The organism is Lysobacter sp. cf310 (assembly GCF_900114355.1).
Lineage (GTDB): Bacteria > Pseudomonadota > Gammaproteobacteria > Xanthomonadales > Xanthomonadaceae > Lysobacter.
This window is the reverse complement of record NZ_FOSS01000001.1, coordinates 726,536-745,993: the sequence shown is the minus strand read 5'-3', so window position 1 is coordinate 745,993 and position 19,458 is coordinate 726,536. Positions and strand designations below refer to the sequence as shown.

At 69.6% G+C, this 19,458-nt stretch carries 14 protein-coding genes and 2 riboswitches; of the genes, 5 read left to right on the top strand and 9 right to left on the bottom strand.

Annotated features, from left to right (window positions below):
- Positions 1 to 7 precede the first annotated feature (7 nt).
- The 5 genes from modA to BMZ45_RS03260 form a co-directional block, all read right to left on the bottom strand.
- Positions 8 to 796, bottom strand: coding sequence for a molybdate ABC transporter substrate-binding protein (gene modA, locus BMZ45_RS03280; RefSeq protein ID WP_091632374.1), 789 nt, complete (start codon positions 794 to 796; stop codon positions 8 to 10).
- 130 nt (positions 797 to 926) lie between these two features.
- Positions 927 to 1,451, bottom strand: coding sequence for a hypothetical protein (locus BMZ45_RS03275; protein WP_091632371.1), 525 nt, complete (start codon positions 1,449 to 1,451; stop codon positions 927 to 929).
- Positions 1,452 to 1,458: 7 nt separating this feature from the next.
- Positions 1,459 to 2,322 (bottom strand): MBL fold metallo-hydrolase, encoded by an 864-nt coding sequence (locus BMZ45_RS03270; protein ID WP_091632367.1) that lies wholly within the window; start codon positions 2,320 to 2,322, stop codon positions 1,459 to 1,461.
- A gap of 76 nt (positions 2,323 to 2,398) precedes the next feature.
- The gene (locus BMZ45_RS03265; RefSeq protein WP_091632364.1) at positions 2,399 to 3,193 is read right to left on the bottom strand and encodes a S1/P1 nuclease; all 795 of its coding nucleotides are present in this window, start codon (positions 3,191 to 3,193) and stop codon (positions 2,399 to 2,401) included.
- A 114-nt stretch (positions 3,194 to 3,307) separates the two neighbouring features.
- Positions 3,308 to 3,934, bottom strand: coding sequence for an OmpW/AlkL family protein (locus tag BMZ45_RS03260; RefSeq protein ID WP_056179385.1), 627 nt, complete (start codon positions 3,932 to 3,934; stop codon positions 3,308 to 3,310).
- 183 nt (positions 3,935 to 4,117) lie between these two features.
- On the opposite strand from BMZ45_RS03260, the gene gap reads away from it, so the two are divergent.
- Positions 4,118 to 5,122 (top strand): type I glyceraldehyde-3-phosphate dehydrogenase, encoded by a 1,005-nt coding sequence (gene gap, locus BMZ45_RS03255; protein WP_056179388.1) that lies wholly within the window; start codon positions 4,118 to 4,120, stop codon positions 5,120 to 5,122.
- Positions 5,123 to 5,605: 483 nt separating this feature from the next.
- Here gap and metE read toward each other — a convergent pair whose 3' ends face one another.
- The 4 genes from metE to BMZ45_RS03235 form a co-directional block, all read right to left on the bottom strand.
- A complete protein-coding gene (gene metE, locus BMZ45_RS03250; protein WP_091632361.1) occupies positions 5,606 to 7,885 on the bottom strand; it encodes a 5-methyltetrahydropteroyltriglutamate--homocysteine S-methyltransferase in 2,280 nt (759 codons plus the stop codon).
- 207 nt (positions 7,886 to 8,092) lie between these two features.
- Positions 8,093 to 8,300, bottom strand: a riboswitch (cobalamin riboswitch).
- 85 nt (positions 8,301 to 8,385) lie between these two features.
- Positions 8,386 to 8,766 (bottom strand): acyl-CoA thioesterase, encoded by a 381-nt coding sequence (locus tag BMZ45_RS03245; RefSeq protein ID WP_091632358.1) that lies wholly within the window; start codon positions 8,764 to 8,766, stop codon positions 8,386 to 8,388.
- Between the two features lie 102 nt (positions 8,767 to 8,868).
- Positions 8,869 to 9,885 (bottom strand): ribonucleotide-diphosphate reductase subunit beta, encoded by a 1,017-nt coding sequence (locus tag BMZ45_RS03240; protein WP_091632355.1) that lies wholly within the window; start codon positions 9,883 to 9,885, stop codon positions 8,869 to 8,871.
- A 153-nt stretch (positions 9,886 to 10,038) separates the two neighbouring features.
- Positions 10,039 to 12,384 (bottom strand): ribonucleoside-diphosphate reductase subunit alpha, encoded by a 2,346-nt coding sequence (locus BMZ45_RS03235; protein ID WP_175488963.1) that lies wholly within the window; start codon positions 12,382 to 12,384, stop codon positions 10,039 to 10,041.
- 363 nt (positions 12,385 to 12,747) lie between these two features.
- A riboswitch (cobalamin riboswitch) is annotated at positions 12,748 to 13,041 on the bottom strand.
- 127 nt (positions 13,042 to 13,168) lie between these two features.
- Between BMZ45_RS03235 and BMZ45_RS03230 the strand changes: the two genes are divergently transcribed.
- The 4 genes from BMZ45_RS03230 to BMZ45_RS03215 all read left to right on the top strand — a co-directional run bounded on the left by BMZ45_RS03230 (position 13,169) and on the right by BMZ45_RS03215 (position 19,338).
- A complete protein-coding gene (locus BMZ45_RS03230; protein ID WP_091632349.1) occupies positions 13,169 to 15,955 on the top strand; it encodes a DUF2339 domain-containing protein in 2,787 nt (928 codons plus the stop codon).
- Entirely contained in the window at positions 15,952 to 17,334 is a 1,383-nt protein-coding gene (locus tag BMZ45_RS03225) for a DUF3999 domain-containing protein (RefSeq protein WP_091632347.1), read from the top strand. Before BMZ45_RS03230 ends, BMZ45_RS03225 begins: the two co-directional genes overlap by 4 nt.
- A 175-nt stretch (positions 17,335 to 17,509) precedes the next feature.
- Positions 17,510 to 18,685: a phosphoglycerate kinase gene (locus tag BMZ45_RS03220; RefSeq protein ID WP_091632344.1), complete on the top strand. Its 1,176-nt coding sequence runs from the start codon at positions 17,510 to 17,512 to the stop codon at positions 18,683 to 18,685.
- A gap of 2 nt (positions 18,686 to 18,687) precedes the next feature.
- Positions 18,688 to 19,338, top strand: coding sequence for an HAD hydrolase-like protein (locus BMZ45_RS03215; RefSeq protein ID WP_254776516.1), 651 nt, complete (start codon positions 18,688 to 18,690; stop codon positions 19,336 to 19,338).
- Positions 19,339 to 19,458: the final 120 nt, after the last annotated feature.

Genomic DNA, 19,458 nt, shown 5'->3' with positions numbered 1-19,458 from the left:
TTCGCGCTTACTTCAGCAGGCTGAAACCGGCGCGGCGGAACAAGCTCGCCGCAGGCGCCGACGTCGCCAGCCAGCGCATGAACGCGGCCGCCTGCGGATGGTGGCTCGCGCGAATGCGCGCGACCGGATAGATGATCGTCGGATGGGTATCGGCGGGGAAGGTCGCGAGCACGCGCACGTCCCGTTCGACGCGCGCATCGCTGCCGTACACCACGCCCAGCGGCGCCTCGCCGCGCGCGACCAGCATCAGCGCTGCACGCACGTTCTCGGCTTCGACCACATGGGGTTGCAACTGCGTCCACACGCCCAGCGATTCGAACGCGGCGCGCGCGTACTTGCCGGCCGGCACGCTTTCGGTCATTGCCAGGGCCAGGCGACCGTCGCCGATCAGCGGACGCAGATCGACGCCGGGCTTCAGCGTCAGCGGCTGGGCCTGGCTGGTCTTGGGCGCGATCAGCACCAGGGTGTTGCCGAGCAGGTTGCGGCGGCTGCCTACGTCGATGCGATTGCGCTGCTGCAGGTAGTCCATCCAGTCCAGGTCGGCGGACAGAAACACGTCGGCGGGCGCACCCTGTTCTATCTGCCGCGCCAAGGCCGAACTGGCGGCATACGACACCCGCACCGGCTGGCCGGTCGCGGCCTCGTAGGCGACCGCGGCCTTGTCCAGCGATTCCTTCAGGCTGGCGGCGGCGAACACCGTGATCGGTGCGGGCTTGGGCGGCGCGGCCATGGCGCCGGACCAGGACAAGGACAGCACGCACAGCGCGCTGAGCCAGCGACGACGCGTCAGCAGCATGGCGGAACTCCGATGGACGATGGCAGCAGCGTAACGCGAAAAGCGAGGGGTGAGCGTGGAGGAGTGAGGAGTGAGCGTAAGCAAGCATTGCACTTACTCGCTCCTCACTCCTCCACGCTCACTTCTCGCTCTAGGGCGCATCGATCACCCGGATCGATTCGACCTGACGCACCCAGCGCGCGGGCCGCGATTCACCCGGCGCGATCAGGCGCCAGGGGCCGTCGTCGGCGTCCAGGGCGGCGCCGTCGCAGCGGTCGGTCAGCACCACCTCGCGTGCGCCCAGGCTGGGGTCGAGTTCGGCCAGCGAATAGGCGGCGCGGTAACCGTCGCGCGCGGAGATCACCACCACGCGCGCCAGCTGCGCGCCGCGCAGCGGTTCTTCCGGCATCGCGCCGGACGCGCGCAGCAAGGCCGCCAGCGACACGCCCTCGCAGCTCAGGGTCTTGCCGTGGGCGGTGCCGGTGGCGGTCACGCGCGGCAGGCCGGCGATGCGCGCCGCGTCCAGGGCGACGTCCACCGGCGCCATGCGCTGCGGCGGGTCGGAGGCATGCGCGTGCGCGCTCTTTTCGGGCTCCGCGGCGGCGGCCAAGCCCAGGCCCAAGGACAGGCTCAGGCTCAGGCAGGCGATCGCGAGCAGGGAGCGGGTCGGATGCATGGCGGCCTCAGAGTTGGTTGAGCGGAATCTTGAGGTAGCGTACGCCGTTGTCCTCGGCCTCGGGCAGGGCGCCCGCGCGCAGGTTGATCTGCAGCGCCGGCAGGATCAGCGCCGGTACCGCCAGGGTCGCGTCGCGCGCCTCGCGCATGCGCACGAACTCGGCTTCGGCGGTATCGGCGCGCAGGTGGATGTTGGCGCGCTTCTGCTCGCCGATGCTGGTCTCGCAGCGCGGTGCGCGGCCTTCGGGGCCGTAGTCGTGGCAGACGTAGACGCGGGTGCTGTCGGGCAGTTCGTACAGGTGCCGGATCGAGGCATAGAGCATGGCCGCGTCGCCGCCGGGGAAGTCGCAGCGCGCGGTGCCGCTGTCGGGCATGAACAGCGAGTCGCCCACGAACACGGCGTCGCCGATCAGGTAGGCCAGACTGTCCAGGGTGTGGCCGGGCACGGCGATGGTATGCGCGCGCAACTCGCCGATCGCGAACTCTTCCTCGTCCTCGAACAGATGATCGAACTGGCTGCCGTCGGCCTCGACCTTGGCGTCCAGGCCCAGCACCGGAACGAAGGTGCGCTGCACCTCGCGGATGCGCCGACCGATCGCGATGCGCGCCTGCGGCAGGCGCTGCTTCAGCCAGTGCGCGGCGCTGAGGTGGTCCGCATGCGCATGCGTTTCCAGCAGCCAGCGCACCTGCGCGCCGCAGGCCTCGGCGGCGTCCAGGATCGCCTGCGCGGAGGCGCCGCCGGTGCGGCCGGCGCGGGCGTCGTAGTCGAGCACCGGGTCGACGATCGCGGCCTGCGCGGTCGCGGGATCGACCACCAGGTAGCTCCAGGTCCCGGTGTCGGCATGATGGAAAGACTGCACCTGCGGGGACATCGGATTCCTCTTGCTGGGGCGTCCGTGCGATTCGTGCGCCCGCGCCGGGCTCGGCGCGCGGCGGTGTGGTTTGCGCTCAGCGCTTCAGCGCGGCGTTGAGCACGGCGGCCAGATGGCTGCCGCCGCGGCGCAACTGCGCCTCGGCCTCGGGACGCCAAGTCTGCACGTAATTTTCGTCGATCGTCGCCTTGGCCGGATACAGGCCCGGCTGCAGGGCGATCCGGCACGAGGCCTGCGCCCAGGCGGCCGCATCCGGCGGCAGCGCGGGCTTGGCCACGCTGACCGCCAGCGGCAGCGCGCGCAGGCGCTGCAGCCAGGCGTTCTCGTCCAGATGGGCGGCGTTGAGCATGCCGCTGTCCCACAACTGATGCAGGTTGCTGCCGCGGCCGTTGAGGTTGATCTGGACGTCGTTGCCGCCCTTGTCGTGGCTGTAGCCGGCGTGCAGCGGCTGATGCACGTCGCCGACGAAATGGACCACGAACTTCAACGCCTGCAGGCGCTGGTCGCGCGGTCGCGCGCGGTCGCCCAGGATCAGGGTCTGGGCGCGGATCGCCTCGACCACGCAATCGCCCTTGGGACAGTTGCGCGCGGCCTCGTAGACGCAGTCGTCCTCGCCGAGGTTGACGTAGTGCCACTTCGCGCTCTTCTTGCCCAGGTCGGGGTCGTTGCTGCGCAAATCGTCGGCCCAGTTGGCGATACCGGCCAGGGTCGGGTCGGGCTCGCCCGCGAGCAGGGCGTCGATGTCGCCACGCACGGCCGGATCGAGTTCGTCCCAGGCCAGTAGCGCGACCAGGCGATGGCCGAGCGTGCCCCAGGCCAGGGCGTCGAACGGCAGCAGCAGGAGCAGGGCGATGAGGAGGGCGCGGATCATCCCGTCACTTTACTAGAGGCGACGGCGTTGCCGCGCCGCGCAGTCGCGCGCGGACGATGCCGCTCTTGTCGTTTCGCACCCCGGCGTCGCGATCGCGGCGCCGGGGCAGGCGTCTCAGAACGTCCAGACGTAGGCGATGCCGTAGGTCAGCGGGTCGATCTCGGCGGTGCCGATCTTGACGCCGTTGAGCTGGACCTCGCTGTCGATGTCCATCCAGCGCACGTCGACGCGGATCGCACCGCGATCGCCGAGCGGGAAGTCCAGGCCGGCGTGCGCGGCCGGGCCCCAGGAGTCCTTGAGCTTGAGCTTGGTGCCGGCCAGCGCGCCGCGCGTGTCTTCGCTGAAGAACGCGGTGTAGTTGAGGCCGACGCCGACGAAGGGCGAGACCACGCCGTGGCTGTTGAAGTGGTACTGCACCGACACCGTCGGCGGCAGGTGCTTGGTGCTGCCGACCCGGCCGACGCCGACCACGTCGATGTCGTGCTCGAACGGGATGGCGGCCAGCACTTCGATGCCGACGTTGCCGTGCACGAAGTATTCGAAGGTGATGGTCGGGCGCGCGTCGTCGCCGATCTCCAACTGCGCGGTGCCGCCCAGGACGGTGCCGTTGTCGGATTTGGGTGAGACCTGATGGGCGCCGACCCCGAGGGTCCAGGTTCCGGCCTGCTGGGCCAGGGCGGGTTGGGCCAGGCAGGCCAAGGCCAGGGCCGCGAGCGCGGCCCGCTGCGAACGCTTGTTCATTCCGTGAGTCCCCTGAGTGATCCGGCTTGGATCTGCTGGCACTTTAGTGGCACGTTCAGCTTGGGAACCATGACTTTCGTTGCAATATCGCCCGCCCGGGGGCCTGGGGCCGGCCCCCGGCCCGGGCTTGCTAGAATAGGGGTTTCCCATCCCACCGCTGTGCGGGCGCAGGAGCTTGAAGAAATGGCGATCAAGGTAGGCATCAACGGCTTCGGCCGCATCGGACGCAACGTGCTGCGCTCGGCGGTGCAGAATTTCGGCGGCGAGATCGAGATCGTCGCGATCAACGACCTGTTGGAGCCGGACTACCTGGCCTACATGCTGCAGTACGACTCGGTCCACGGCCGCTTCAAGGGCGACATCGCGGTCGAGGGCAACACCCTGATCGTGAACGGCCAGAAGATCCGCCTGACCCAGGAACGCGACCCGGCCAACCTCAAGTGGGACGAGGTCGGCGCCGAGGTCGTGATCGAGTCCACCGGCCTGTTCCTGGACAAGGCCACCGCCCAGAAGCACCTGGACGCGGGCGCCAAGAAGGTCGTGCTGTCGGCGCCGTCCAAGGACGACACGCCGATGTTCGTCTACGGCGTCAACGACAAAACCTATAAGGGCGAGGCCATCATCTCCAACGCCTCGTGCACCACCAACTGCCTGGCTCCGCTGGCCAAGGTGCTGAACGACAAGTGGGGCATCAAGCGCGGCCTGATGACCACCGTGCACGCCGCCACCGCGACCCAGAAGACCGTCGACGGCCCGTCCAACAAGGACTGGCGCGGCGGCCGCGGCATCCTCGAGAACATCATCCCGTCCAGCACCGGCGCGGCCAAGGCGGTCGGCGTGGTGATTCCGGAACTCAACAAGAAGCTCACCGGCATGTCCTTCCGCGTCCCGACCTCGGACGTGTCGGTGGTCGACCTGACCGTCGAGCTCAACCAGGACGCCACCTACGCCGAGATCTGCGCCGAAATGAAGGCGCAGAGCGAAGGCGCGCTCAAGGGCATCCTGGGCTACACCGAGGACAAGGTGGTCGCCACCGATTTCCGCGGCGACACCCGCACCTCGATCTTCGACGCCGACGCCGGCATCGCCCTGGACGGCACCTTCGTCAAGCTGGTCAGCTGGTACGACAACGAGTGGGGCTACTCGAACAAGTGCCTGGAAATGGTCAAGGTGGTCGCGGGCAAGTAAGCCGCGGCGATCGTTGCGATACGAAGAGCCCCGCGTATGCGGGGCTTTTCTTTTGGGCGCGCGATTTCTCTAGCCCGTTCCCCATCGCCCCTTTGCAAAAGGAGGCGGGCGCCCTGTGCGAGTCGATGTCGATTCGTTACTAGCGGCGCCGGGGGATTTGCTGTTGCTGTTGGCACCGGCCAAAAGCAAATCCCCCCCCTGGCCCCCCTTTTTCAAAGGGGGGGAACCTGATGAGGGGCTGCTTTCGAGCTCGACGTCAAACCGCCGCAGTCGCCGACTCGCGCAAACCTTGCACTGCCTACCCCATCCCCATCGCCCCCTTTGCAAAAGGGGGCGGGCGCCTCATGTCAGTCGATGTCGATTCGTGGCCAGCGGCGCCGGGGGATTTGCTGTTGCTGTTGGCACCGGCCAAAAGCAAATCCCCCCCTGGCCCCCCTTTTTCAAAGGGGGGAACCTGATGAGGGGCTGCTTTCGAGCTCGACGTCAAACCGCCGCAGTCGCCGACTCGCGCAAACCCTGCGCCGCCTGCACCATCGCCTTCAGCGCGGTGCGCACCTCCGGCCAACCGCGGGTCTTGAGGCCGCAGTCCGGATTGACCCACAACTGCGCGGGCGTGAGCACGTCCAGGGCCTTGTCCAGCAGTTCGCGCATCTCGTCCACGCTGGGCACGCGCGGCGAGTGGATGTCGTAGACGCCGGGGCCGATGCCGTTGGGATAGCGGTAGCGCACGAACGCGTCCAGCAGCTCCATGCGCGAGCGCGAGGTCTCGATCGAGATCACGTCGGCGTCCAATGCGGCGACCGCCTCGATGATGTCGTTGAACTCGGCGTAGCACATGTGGGTGTGGATCTGAGTGGCGTCGTCGACGCCGCTGGCAGCCAGGCGGAAGGCTTCGCCGGCCCAGGCCAGGTAGGCCGGCCAGTCGGCGCGGCGCAGCGGCAGGCCTTCGCGCAGCGCCGGTTCGTCGATCTGGATCACCGCGATGCCGGCCGCCTCCAGGTCCAGCACTTCCTCGCGCAGGGCCAGGGCGATCTGACGGCAGGTGTCGGCGCGCGGCTGGTCGTCGCGCACGAACGACCACTGCAGGATCGTGACCGGCCCGGTGAGCATGCCCTTGACCGGGCGCGGCGTCAGCGACTGCGCGTAGCGCGCCCAGTCCACCGTCATTGCGCGCGGGCGGGCGACGTCGCCGTACAGCACCGGCGGCTTCACGCAGCGCGAGCCGTAGCTCTGCACCCAGCCGTGGGCGGTAAAGGCGAAGCCGGACAGCTGCTCGCCGAAGTACTCGACCATGTCGTTGCGCTCGAACTCGCCGTGCACCAGCACGTCCAGGCCCAGCGCTTCCTGTTCGCGCAGGCACAGCTCGGTCTCGCGCTCGAGGAAGGTCCGATACCCGGCGTCGTCCAGGCGCCCGGCCTTGTGCTCGGCGCGCGCCTGGCGCACCTGCGAGGTCTGTGGGAACGAGCCGATCGTGGTGGTCGGGAAGTCGGGCAGCTTCAGACGTTGCGCCTGCACCTGCGCGCGCCGCGCATACGCCGAATCGCGCTGGGTCATCGCCGGCACCACCGCAGCCAGCTTGGCGCGCACCTGGGCGTCGCGCAGCAGCGGCGAGGCCAGGCGCGCGGCGCGCGCGCTCGCGGCCGCGCTCAAAGCGCCCGCGGCGCGGCCGTCGTCGGCCAGGGTGTCGGCGAGCAGACGCAGTTCCTCGATCTTCTGCCTGGCGTAGGCCATCCACTGCTGCAAGGGCGGCGGCAGCTTGCGTTCCAGGCCCAGGTCGATCGGCACGTGCAGCAGCGAGCACGACGGCGCCAGCCACTGCGCGCGCGTGCCGGCGCGGCGCGCCAGACTGAGCGCGGCGTCGAGATCGGCGCGCCAGATGTTGCGGCCGTCGACCACGCCCAGACTGAGCGCGCGGTCTTCGGGCAGCTTGGGCAGCAGCGCTTCGAGCTGGCCGGGCGCGCGCACCAGGTCCAGGTGCAGGGCCTGCACGGGCAGGGCGGCGGCCAGTTCGGCGTTGTCGCCTAGCCCGCCGAAGTAGCTGGCGAGCAGGCGCGCGGGCGCGTCGACGCCGGCCAGCGCGTCGTAGGCGCGACGATAGGCCTTGCGATCGTCGTCATCGAGATCCAGCGCGAGGCAGGGCTCGTCCAATTGCACCCATTGCGCGCCGGCCGCCTTCAGCCGCGTCAGCAGTTCGGCGTAGGCCGGCAGCAGCGCGTCCAGCAGCGCGCGCGGATCGCCGCCGTCGCGGCGCTTGCCGAGCTTGAGCAGCGACACCGGCCCCAGCAGCACCGGTCGTGCCTGCAGGCCCAGCGCCTGCGCTTCGGCGAGTTCGGCCAGCGGCTTGTCGCCGCGCAGCGCGAAGCGCTGATCGGGTTCGAACTGCGGCACCAGGTAGTGGTAGTTGGTGTCGAACCACTTGGTCATTTCCAGGGCGCGCAGATCGTGGCGCGCGTCCTGCAGGCCGCGCGCGAGCGCGAAGTAGCCGGCCAGCGGATCGGCGTCGAGCGTCTCGCGGTAGGGCGCGGGCACCGCGTCGAACAGGACGGCGGTGTCCAGCACGTGGTCGTAGAGCGAGAAGTCGTTGCAAGGCACGACGTCGGCGCCGGCGTCGCGCGCCAGCGTCCAGTGCCGGGCGCGCAGCGTGCGTGCGGTGTCGTGCAGATCGCCGGCCGCGGTCTCGCCTTTCCAGAACGATTCCAGGGCCTGCTTGAGCTCGCGTCGCGCGCCGATGCGCGGGAAGCCGAGGTGGGTAACGCTGATCATGATGTCTCCTGCGATGCGTGTGGGCATGAGCAGGGCAACGAAGGAAGGCGGGTACGCACGCGCGACCGCCCGCCGCGGATGCGGCGACGCCGGAGCACGACCTGCCTTCGACCTTCGCCCCCGCGGGCGAACCGGCTCCACCAACAGGCGCGACGGGCGGCCGCAGCCGCGCGCCGGCGCCGGCCAGCGGGCCGGAGTCGGACGGAGGGCGAACCCTCCGGTCATGGCAGGTCTTCGGGCTTGGGGCATGGCGCCGTTCGACGCCGCCTACTGTCCGTCGCTTCCCGGGCTCGCACCCAGTGCCTGACGGAGGTCGTTCCCTACACCGCTGCGGGGCAGCTCCGGAATTGGACGCGAGTCCGTACCGGATTCCCTCTAGCCGTCGCCGGCGCGAACCGGCGGCGTCTTGTCACATCGCTTTATCTTTATGAAGCGATGGTCACCATGACGGCTGCCAAAGTACGCCTCGGAGCGGGGCCCGTCAATCGACGTCCGCGGGTTCAGGCCGCGGCGGAATCCAGCGCGGGCACCGGCGTCGGCACGCCCTCGCGGTCGAGCGCGATCATGGTGAAGCGCCCGCGCGTGGCCAGCTGCGATTCGCCGCTGAGCAGGTCCTCGCAATGCATCTCGACTTCGACTTGCATCGAGGTGCGGCCCACCGAGACCACGCGTGCGATCAGCTCCACCAGCGCGCCCTTGGGCACCGCGGTGTGGAAGTCGATCTGTTCCGAGCGCGCGGTCACCACCGTGCGGCGGGCGTAGCGCGAGGCGGCGACGAAGGCGGCCTTGTCCATCCAGGCCAGGGCCTGGCCGCCGAACAGGGTGCCTAGATGGTTGGTGTGATCGGGGAAGACGATCTCGATGATGCGGGCTTCGGTCATGGGGCTAGGAGTGAGCGTGGAGGAGTGAGGAGTGAGCGAAGGCAGGAGGGAGGGGATGAGGCGCTCTTGCTGGCTCCTCGCTTCTCGCTTCTCACTTCTGCTTCAAAATGCCTCGTCGAACGCCACTTCGCCCTGCACGCCGACCTGATACGCCGAGACCCGGCGCTCGAAGAAGTTGGTCACTTCCTGCACGTCCTGCAGGTCCATGAAGCCGAAGGGGTTGGTGGCGCCGAAATGCTTGGGCATGCCCAGCTGGGCCATGCGCTGGTCGGCGCAGTACTCCAGGTACTGGCGCATGTCCTTCAGCGACAGGCCGACCACGCCGCCGGACAGCACGTCCTGGGCGAACTGGAGTTCGCAATCCACCGCGTCCTCGAACATCCTGACCACCTGCGCACGCAGGTCGGCGTCGAACAGGTCCGGCTCTTCCTCGCGCGCGGTGCGGATCACCTCGAACGCGAACGCCATGTGGCAGCTTTCGTCGCGGAACACCCAGTTGGTGCCCGAGGCCAGGCCGTTGAGCAGACCGCGCGAGCGCAGGTAATAGACGTAGGCGAAGGCGGCGAAGAAGAACAGGCCCTCGATGCAGCCGGCGAAGCAGATCAGGTTGAGCAGGAACTGGCGGCGCTGTTCGCGCGTCTCGATGCGCTTGATGTCCTGCACCGAGTCGATCCAGCGGAAGCAGAACTCGGCCTTGGCCCGGATCGAGGGGATATTCTCGACCGCGTCGAAGGCCTTGGCGCGCTCGTTCGGGTCGGGCAGGTAGGTATCGAGCAGGGTCAGGTAGAACTGCACGTGCAGCGCTTCCTCGTACAGCTGCCTCGACAGGTACATGCGCGCCTCGGGCGCGTTGATGTGCTGGTACAGGTTCAGCACCAGGTTGTTGGCGACGATGCTGTCGCCGGTGGCGAAGAACGCGACCAGGCGTTCGACCAGGTGGCGCTCGGCCGGACCGAACTTGTGCTTGAGGTCGTTGACGTCCTGCGAGAAATCGACCTCTTCGACGGTCCAGGTGTTGCGGATCGCGTCGCGGTACATCTCGTAGAAATGCGGATAGCGCATCGGCCGCAGGGTGAGATCGAAACCGGGGTCGAGCAGGCGGGGCGTGGCGAGGGACATGGGATTTCCTTGAATTGCTTTCCTACTCCCGCGAGCGGGAGTAGGTGCCCGGAGGGCGGATGGGAGCGCTCGAGAATCGGTTACGGCGCGAGTCGCGGGGCGGCCCTCACCCCAACCCCTCTCCCGCGCGGCGGGAGAGGGGCTAAAGCGGGTTTACTGGCAGGCTTCGCAGGATTCGGGGTTTTCCAGCGAACAGGCGATCGCCTCGTCCTGGGTGTACTCCGGCTTGGGCGCCGCGACCGGCGCGCTGACCGTGCTCTTGGCGATCTTGGTGGCCGGGCGCGAACGCAGGTAGTAGGTGGTCTTCAGGCCCTTCTTCCAGGCGTACATGTACATCGAGCTGAGCTGGCCGATGTTCGGGCTCTCGATGAACAGGTTCAGCGACTGGCTCTGGTCGATGTAGGCGCCGCGTTCGGCGGCCATGTCGATCAGCGAGCGCATCGGCAGTTCCCAGGCGGTGCGGTAGATCTGGCGCAGCGACTCGGGCACCTCGTGCACGGACTGGATCGAACCCTCGGCCATCTTGATGCGGTCGCGCATCTCGGCGGTCCACAGGCCGAGCTTCTTGAGCTCCTCGACCAGGTACTTGTTGACCACCAGGAAGTCGCCCGACAGGGTCTCGCGCTTGAACAGGTTGGACACCTGCGGCTCGATGCATTCGTAGCAGCCGGCGATCGAGGCGATGGTCGCGGTCGGCGCGATCGCGATCAGCAGCGAGTTGCGCAAGCCGTGCTCGGCGATGCGCTGGCGCAGGCCGTCCCAGCGCTCGGGCTGCGACGGGGTCACGCCCCAGGCTTCGAACTGCAGCTCGCCGATCGAGGCGCGGGTGTCGTCGAAGGACGGGTGCCTGCCGTGCTCCATCGCCAGTTCGTTCGAGGCCGACAGGGCGTGGAAGTAGATCGCCTCGGCGATTTCCTGGGCCAGCTTGCGCGCCGGCTCGGAGTCGAAGGCCAGGCGCAGCTTGAAGAACACGTCCTGCAGGCCCATGGTGCCCAGGCCGACCGGGCGCCACTTCAGATTGGCGCGGCGCGCGGTCTCGATCGGGTAGAAGTTCAGATCGATCACGCGGTCGAGCTGGCGCACGGCCAGGCGCACGGTTTCGGCCAGCTTGTCGAAATCGAAGGCGCCCTTGCCGTCTTCGTACATCTCGACATGGTGCGAGAGATTGATCGAGCCCAGGTTGCACACCGCGGTCTCGTCCTGCGAGGTGACCTCGAGGATCTCGGTGCACAGGTTGGACAGGTGGATGACGTTACCGTCGCGCAGGGTCTGGTTGGACGCGCGGTTGGACTTGTCCTTGAAGTTCATCCAGCCGTTGCCGGTCTGCGCCAGGGTGCGCATCATCCGGCCGTAGATGTCGCGCGCCTTGACCTTCTTGACCGCAAGGCCGGCCGCTTCGGCGGCGTGGTAGGCGCGGTCGAAGGACTCGCCCCACAGGTCGGTCAGCTGCGGCACCTTGGCCGGGTCGAACAGCGACCACTCGGCGTCGGCTTCGACGCGGCGCATGAATTCGTCGGGAATCCAGTTGGCCAGGTTGAGGTTGTGGGTGCGGCGCGCTTCGTCGCCGGTGTTGTCGCGCAGTTCCAGGAACTCCTCGACGTCGGCGTGCCAGGGCTCCAGGTACACGCAGGCCGCGCCCTTGCGCTTGCCGCCCTGATTGACCGCCGCCACCGACGCATCCAGCGTCTTCAGCCAGGGCACGATGCCGTTGCTGAGGCCGTTGGTGGAACGGATCAGCGAGCCGCGCGAGCGGATGCGCGTGTAGCTCAGGCCGATGCCGCCGCTGAACTTGCTGAGCTTGGCCACGTCCATGTAGCGCTTGTAGATCGCTTCCAGCGAATCGTCGGGCGAATCGAGCAGGAAGCAGCTCGACAGCTGCTCGTGGGTGGTGCCGGCGTTGAACAGGGTCGGCGAGGACGGGATGTAGTCGAGCTGGGCCATGCGGCGGTACAGCGCGAGCGCGTCGCCGACGTCTTCGCTGAGGGCGCAGGCGATGCGCAGGAAGAACTGCTGCGGGGTCTCGATCACGGTGCGCGCGGTCGGGTGGCGCAGCAGGTAGCGGTCGTACAGGGTGCGCAGGCCGAAGTAGTCGAAGCGCGCGTCCAGGCTGCGGTCGATGGCGTCGTTGAGCTTGCGCGCGTTGGCTTGCACGAAAGTCAGCAGGCGGTCGTTGATCAGGCCCAGCTCGTGGCCGCGCACGACCGACTGCGAGAACGCGTGGATCTCGATGCCGGCGACTTCCTTCTCGATCACGTTGCTGAGCAGGCGCGCGGCGAGGCGGCCGTACTCGGGCTCCTCGGCGGTGAGCAGGGCGGCGGTGCGGATCGACAGTTCGTCCAGCTCGCGCGTGGTCGCGCCGTCGTACAGGCCGGAGATGGTGCGGGTGGCCACGCGCATCGGATCGACCGCGTACAGGTCCTCGCCGCAGCGGGTGACCGCGCGCACGATCTTGTTGAGGTCGACCGGTTCGCGGCGTCCGCTGCGCTTGGTCACGCTCATGGTGAGGTTGGCGGCCGGCGGGGTCAGGGCGAAGCCGGGCGTGGCGTCGGGCTGGCGCGCGGGCGCCTGGGCGGGGGCGGGGGAGGTGCTCGCAACGGCGGGCGCTTCGGTGGTAGTGGTCATAGGGGCTCCGATGCGTGGGCGCACGGGTCGCCGGCCTTCCCACGAGGGCCGACGTGCGCGGACGCAGGACGCAACGCCGAGGGTCGGCGTTGCGGCTTGCGCCCCCGCGGGCGCGAAGTGTTCGAGGATGACGACAGGGTGTCGCGCAGGCCGAGACGGCCCGCGGACCGCGACGGCGAACCGTGGCGGGGCGACACCGGCCGTCTTCCCCCGAAGACTCCTGAGCCGGTACCGCGCGGTGTGCGACGCGCGGCTGTCGGCAGGTCTTCGGGCTCGGGACTTGAAGCCAGAAGTGAGCGGGGAGAAGTGAGGAGCGAGTACCGAACCGCTCACCACTCACTTCTCTCCGCTCACTCCTGCTTCTCCTACTGGCGGCCGCTTCCCAGGCGCAGGGCGCCCAGTGCAATGACCGCGTTCGTTTCCCATACCGCTGCGGGGCAGCGCCGGCTTTGTCGCCGCCCTTTCGGGGCGGGTCCGCACCGGCTTCCCTTTTAAGCCGATCTCGCGATCGGCACCGACGGGCACAACATATTAGGGGTGCCCCGATCCGTCAACACGATATGTGGTGAACGACCGCAGATTCGCAACAAAAACTTCGGCGCCGTTGCGGCGCCGCGCTTGGTGTTAACGTGCGTGGCGACAAGGACAGGGATGGGGCGCGATGGAGGGTCTGTTGGCGTTGTTGGTGCTGGTGCTGCTGGCCGTGCCGGTGCTGTTGATCATCGCCTTGGTTTCGATCTCCGGGCTCAAGGCCCGGGTCGGGCTGTTGGAGGCGCGCATCGCCGAACTCGCGCGACGCGCCGACGCGCGACCGTCCGCAGCCGCGGCCGCGGACGTCGCCGACGACGAGGCCGACGAGCGCGAACCGACCCTGGGCGAGCTCATGCGCGGCGCGCCTGCGGCGTCCGCGCAGCCGCCAGCGTCCGCGACCGCATCGCCGGGATCGCCGCCCAGCCCCGATGCGGGCCCGCCCCCGAGCGCACCGCCCGCCCCGCCGCGCGCCGCCGAACCGGCCGCCGCGATGCCGCCGCCGTTGCCCGCCTCGGCGCCGCGCCCGATCTTCCCGGAGGCGCCGCGCGCCGAGCCCGCGCGCGCCGCGCGCGCCCAGGTGCGCGCGCCCGCGCAGCCGGATCCGATCGAGCGCATGGTCGGCGCGGTCAAGCGCTGGTTCACCGAAGGCAACGTGCCGGTCAAGGTCGGCATGCTGGTGCTGTTCGCGGGCGTGGCCGCGCTGCTCAAGTACGCCACCGATCAGGGTTGGATGCGCTTCCCGATCGAGTTCCGCCTGGCCGGCATCGCCCTGGCCGCGCTGGCCGGGCTGGTGTTCGGCTGGCGCCAGCGCGAACGCAAGCGCAGCTTCGCGCTGAGCTTGCAGGGCGGCGCGATCGGCGTGCTGCTGCTGGTGGTGTTCGCGGCGTTCAAGCGCTACGGACTGATCGAGGCGGGGCCGGCGTTCGCGCTCAGCATCGTGCTGGTCGCCGGTGCCGGCGTGCTGGCGGTGCGTCAGAACGCGATCGCGCTGGCGCTGCTGGGCATCTTCGCCGGCTTCATGGCGCCGATCTGGCTGTCGACCGGGCAGGGCAATCACGTCGCCTTGTTCAGTTATTACGCGGTGCTCAACGCGGCGATCTTCGTGATCGCCTGGTGGCGGCCGTGGCGCGCGCTCAACCTGCTCGGCTTCGTGTTCACCTTCGGCATCGGCACCGCCTGGGGCGTGCTGCGCTATCGCAGCGCGGATTTCGCCAGCACCGAACCCTTCCTGCTGCTGTTCTTCGCCTTCTATCTGCTGATTCCCATCCTCTACGCCTGGCGTCAGGCCGCGGGACGACGCGATTTCATCGACGGCTGCCTGGTGTTCGGCACGCCGTTGGTCGCGTTCTCGCTGCAGGCCGGTCTGCTCGAAGGCGAGCGCATGCCGCTGGCGTTCTGCGCACTGGGCCTGGCCGTGCTGTATGCGGCGCTGGCCTGGTGGCTCAAGCGCCGCGAGCACTTCGTTGCGCTGGCCACGCCCTATGCCTTGCTCGCGGTCGGTTTCGCGACCCTGGCCGTGCCCTTGGCGCTGTCGGCGCAAACCACCGCCTGCGTGTTCGCGGTCGAAGGCGCGGCGCTGGTGTGGCTGGGCCTGCGTCAGCAGCGGATCCTGCCGCAGCTGGCCGGTCTGGCCCTGCAAGTGTTCGCCGCCGGCGGTTTCCTGATCGGCATCAGCGACGGCCCCGAGCCGCTGACCGCGGTGCTCAACGCGCGCTTCATGGGCGCCTTGCTGATCGCACTGGCCGGTTTCGCCAGCGCCTGGAGCTACCGTCGCGCCGAGCAGCGCAATCCGGCTTTGTTGTACTACCTCTGGGGTCTGGCCTGGTGGTGCGGCAACGCCTGGGGCGAGTTCGATCGCTTCCTGCTGTCCGACCTGCGCGCCGATGCCAGCCTGGCCTTCGTCGCGCTCAGCGCCTGGCTGGCCGCCGAGACCTACCGCCGCCTGCCCACGCGCGCGTTGTCGTGGACGGCCGCGCTCGGCCTGGCGTCCGCGCTGCCGCTGGCGATCGCGCAGGAGACCGCGCATCTGCATCCCTTCGGCGGCTACGGACTCGCGGCTTGGCTGGTGTACGCGATCGCGGGCTTGCGCGCCTTGCGTTGCCTGCGCGATCAGGCCGGCGCCGCGCTCGCGTTCGCGCACTCGACCTGGCTGTGGGCCTGGCCGCTGGCGGCCAGCCTGTCGCTGCACGAGTTCGCGGGCCGCGCCACCGTCGGCGATGGCTGGACCTGGGGGGCGCTGGCGCTGCCGTTCCTGCTGATGGCCGCGGCCCTGCAATGGCGCCCCGAGTGGGTCGCGCTGCCGGTGGGCGAACGCTTCCGGCAATGGCGCGGCGTGGTCCAGGGCAGCTTCGTGTTCGCCCTGGCACTGGGCGCCATCGTCGTGCTGGGCCAGCCCGGCAGCAGCGCGCCGCTGCCCTGGGTGCCGCTGCTCAATCCGTTGGATCTGAGCCAGCTCGCGGTGCTGGCGCTGTTCGCGTTCTGGCTGGCGTCGCCGTCGGCGCCGGACGATCTGCGCGCGCGCCGGGTGCCGCTGTTGGCGGCCGCGGGCTTCGCCCTGATCACGGCGATCACCCTGCGCGCGACCCATCATTGGGGCGGCGTGCCTTGGGATGGGTCGATGTACCGCACCGGCCTGGTCCAGACCAGCCTGACCGTGGTCTGGAGCCTGCTCGGCGTGCTGGGTTGGGTGATCGGTTCGCGCCGCGGCCAGCGTGGGCTGTGGCTGACCGGCGCGGTGCTGATGGCGGTGGTGCTGGCCAAGCTGGTATTCGTCGACCGCACCCACCTGGGCAACCTGCTCGGGATCGCGTCCTTCATCGCTTACGGCCTGTTGTGCACCCTGGTCGGTTATCTCGCGCCGGCGCCGCCGGCGACGAGCGATGCACCTGCAGAGCCCCCATCGGAGATGTCGGCATGAGCCTGGTCCGCGCGGTAGCGAGCATCGCCTTCGTCTTGTGGCCGGCACTGGGCCTGGCCGGGCCGCGCGACGACTACGCCCAGCAGTGGCCGCTGCAACTGAGCAGCGCCAACGCGGGCGCGTACCGCGTCGTGCTAGACGATTCGGTTTATCTGCAGGCGCGTCAGTCCGGCCTGCGCGACGTCGACGTGATCGACGGCACCGGCAATCCGGTGCCGGCGGCGATCTACCGGCCCGGCGCCAACGACGTGCGCGCGACCACCAAAGTCAGCCTGCCCTGGTTCGCCTTGCCGGCGCGCGCGGCCGGCGCTGGGCAGGACTGGCAGTTGGTCAGCGAAGTGGAAGCCGACGGACGCCTGCGCCGGGTCGAGGCGCGCGGCATCGGCCGCAGCACCGCGACCGGCCCGCAGACCGCCTTGCTGATCGACGCCAGCACCGTGCGCACGCCGATCCGCGCGCTGGAACTGGATTGGGCGCCGGGCACCGCGCTGGACGCGGCCTACCGGGTCGAGGCCAGCGACGATCTCGAACGCTGGCGCGAAGTTGCCGCCAATGGGCGCCTGGTCGATCTGGAGCAGGGCGGCCGCCGCCTGCTGCAGCGCCGGATCGCGTTCGAAGCCGCCGGCCTGCGCGCGCGCTATCTGCGCCTGAGCCCGATCAATCCCGATGCGGTGGCGCCGATCCGCGCGGTCAGCGCCGAGCTCAGCGCGGGCGCCGATCCCGCGCCGCTGCGTTGGCGCCAGCTCAAGGGCCGGCGCCTGGCCGCCGAGGGCGCCAAGGACAAGGGCGCGCGTTTCGAATTCGAGCTCGACGGCCGCTTCCCGATCCAGCGCATCGACGTCGCGCTGCCCGGCAATTACGCGGTGCGCTGGATGCTGGAAAGCCGCGACCAGGCCGATGCGCCCTGGCAGCGGCGCCTGGATACCTGGACCGCCTACCGCGTCGGCGCCGACGGCCGCTCGTCCTCGCGCGCCCTGTCGGCGCGCACCGACGACCGCTATTGGCGCCTGCGCGCCGATGGCGCGGTGCCGGCCGAGCCGACCCTGCGCCTGGGTTATCAGCCGGAGATGGTGGTGTTCATCGCCCAGGGCGCGCCGCCTTACGCCCTGGTCGCCGGCAGCGCGCGCACCGCGCGCGACGACCTGCCGTTGCCGCAGGCGATGATGGCGCTGCAGCAGGGCCGCGGCGCCGATTGGCGACCGGCCGAGGCCAGCCTGGGCGCGATGAAGGCCCTGGCCGGCGCGGCCGCGCTGCAGGCGCCGGAGCCCGAGCGCAACTGGCGCACCTGGCTGCTATGGGCGGTGCTGGTGGTGGGCGCGCTGGTGGTCGCCGGCTTCGCTTTCAGTCTGTTGCGCGGGAGCGCGCCGCCGGCGGCGTGAAGGCCGGTCTCCGGGATCCGGCGACGTTGCCGCAACCGCGCAAAGGCCCGCCACCGGCGGGCCTTTCGCGTTCCGGGGCCCGCGTTCCCAGGCCCGGCCCTTACAATATCCGGCTACGGCAGCCGACCCTGCGCGCGCCGCCTTCCCCCTTATGTCCGTGCCCAGGAGGCCTTACGTGTCCATCGTCCGCATGACCGATCTCGATCTCGCCGGCAAGCGCGTGCTGATCCGAGAAGATCTCAACGTGCCGATCGACGCCGGCCGCATCACGTCCGAGCAACGCATCCTGGCGGCGCTGCCGACCCTGAAGTTGGCGCTGGAAAAAGGCGCCGCGGTGATGGTGACCTCGCACCTGGGCCGGCCCCAGGAAGGCGTGTGGAGCGAGGCCGATTCGCTGGCGCCGGTGGCCGCGCGCCTGTCGCAGCTGCTGGGCATCGACGTGCCGCTGATCAAGGACTGGGTCGAAGGCGTGGACGTGCAGCCAGGCCAGTTGGTGCTGCTGGAGAACTGCCGCATGAACGTGGGCGAGGGCAAGGACGACGAGGCCCTGTCCAAGCGCTACGCCGCGCTGTGCGACGTGTTCGTGATGGACGCCTTCGGTACCGCGCACCGCGCTCAGGCCTCGACCCACGGCGTGATCCGCCAGGCCAAGCTCGCCGCCGGCGGCCCGCTGCTGATGGCGGAGCTGGACGCGCTGGCCAAGGCCCTGGACAACCCGGCGCGCCCGCTGCTGGCGATCGTCGCCGGCTCCAAGGTCTCGACCAAGCTGGAGCTGCTGTCCTCGCTGGTCGGCAAGGTCGATCAGCTGATCGTCGGCGGCGGCATCGCCAACACCTTCATCGCCGCGCTCGGCCACAAGGTCGGCAAATCGCTGGTCGAAACCGATCTGATCGGCACCGCCACTCAAATCATGGCCGACGCCAAGGCGCGCGGCGCCGATATCCCGGTGCCCACCGACGTGGTGGTGGCGCCGGCCTTCGCCGCCGACGCCCCGGCCACGGTCAAGGCGGTGGACGCGGTGGGCGAGGACGACATGATCCTCGACATCGGCCCGGACACCGCCGCGCGCTACGCCGAACTGATCAAGAACGCCGGCACCGTGGTCTGGAACGGCCCGGTCGGCGTGTTCGAATTCGACGCTTTCGGTCACGGCACGCAGGCCCTGGCGCGCGCGATCGCCGCGTCCAAGGCGTTCTCGATCGCCGGCGGCGGCGACACCCTGGCCGCGGTCGACAAGTACGGCATCGGCGACGACGTCAGCTACATCTCCACCGGCGGCGGCGCCTTCCTCGAGTTCCTGGAAGGCAAGGAACTGCCGGCGGTCGCCGCGCTCAAGCAGGCGGGCGCCTGAGCGTGGCCGCGGCCACGCCGACGCTGTTCTTCGACCTCGACGGCACCCTGATCGACTCGGCGGTCGGCATCACCCGCTGTGTCGCCCATGCGTTGACCCGGATGGACCAGCCGGTGCCGCCGGAGTCGGAGCTGCGGCGCTGGATCGGTCCCTCGCTGCGCACCAGCTTCGGGCCGTTGTTCGCCGAGCCCGCGCAGGTCGAGCGCGCGGTCGAGCATTACCGCGAACGTTTCGAGAGCCACGGCTGGGCTGAGCACGAGGTTTACGCCGGCATCGAACAGACCGTGGAATCGCTGCACGCGGCCGGCCATCGCCTGGCGATCGTGACCGCCAAGAACGAGCCGCATGCGCGCAAGATCATCCAGCACCTGCCGTTCGGGCACCGCTTCGACGACGTGATCGGGTCGACCATGGACGGCAGCCTCAGCGACAAGCCCGAGCTGATCGGCGAAGCGCTGCGGCGCTTCGCGCTGACGCCGCAGGACTGTTGGATGATCGGCGACCGGCGCATGGACATCGAAGGCGCGCGTCACCACGGCATGCGCAACATCGGCGTGCTTTGGGGCTTCGGCGGCGAGCAGGAACTGCGCCAGGCCGGCGCGCAGCAGTTGGCGACGACGCCGCAGCAACTGCCGGCGCTGCTCGCGGCCTGAGCCCGCGCGGCATTCGCGACAGCGAGCCGCGCCAGCGCCTCCCGTGGCGCAGCATTCCGGACCCGCCGACCGCGCCGCGCGTCGGCGCGCGCGGCTGCGGATGTGCCGATGCACGCAATT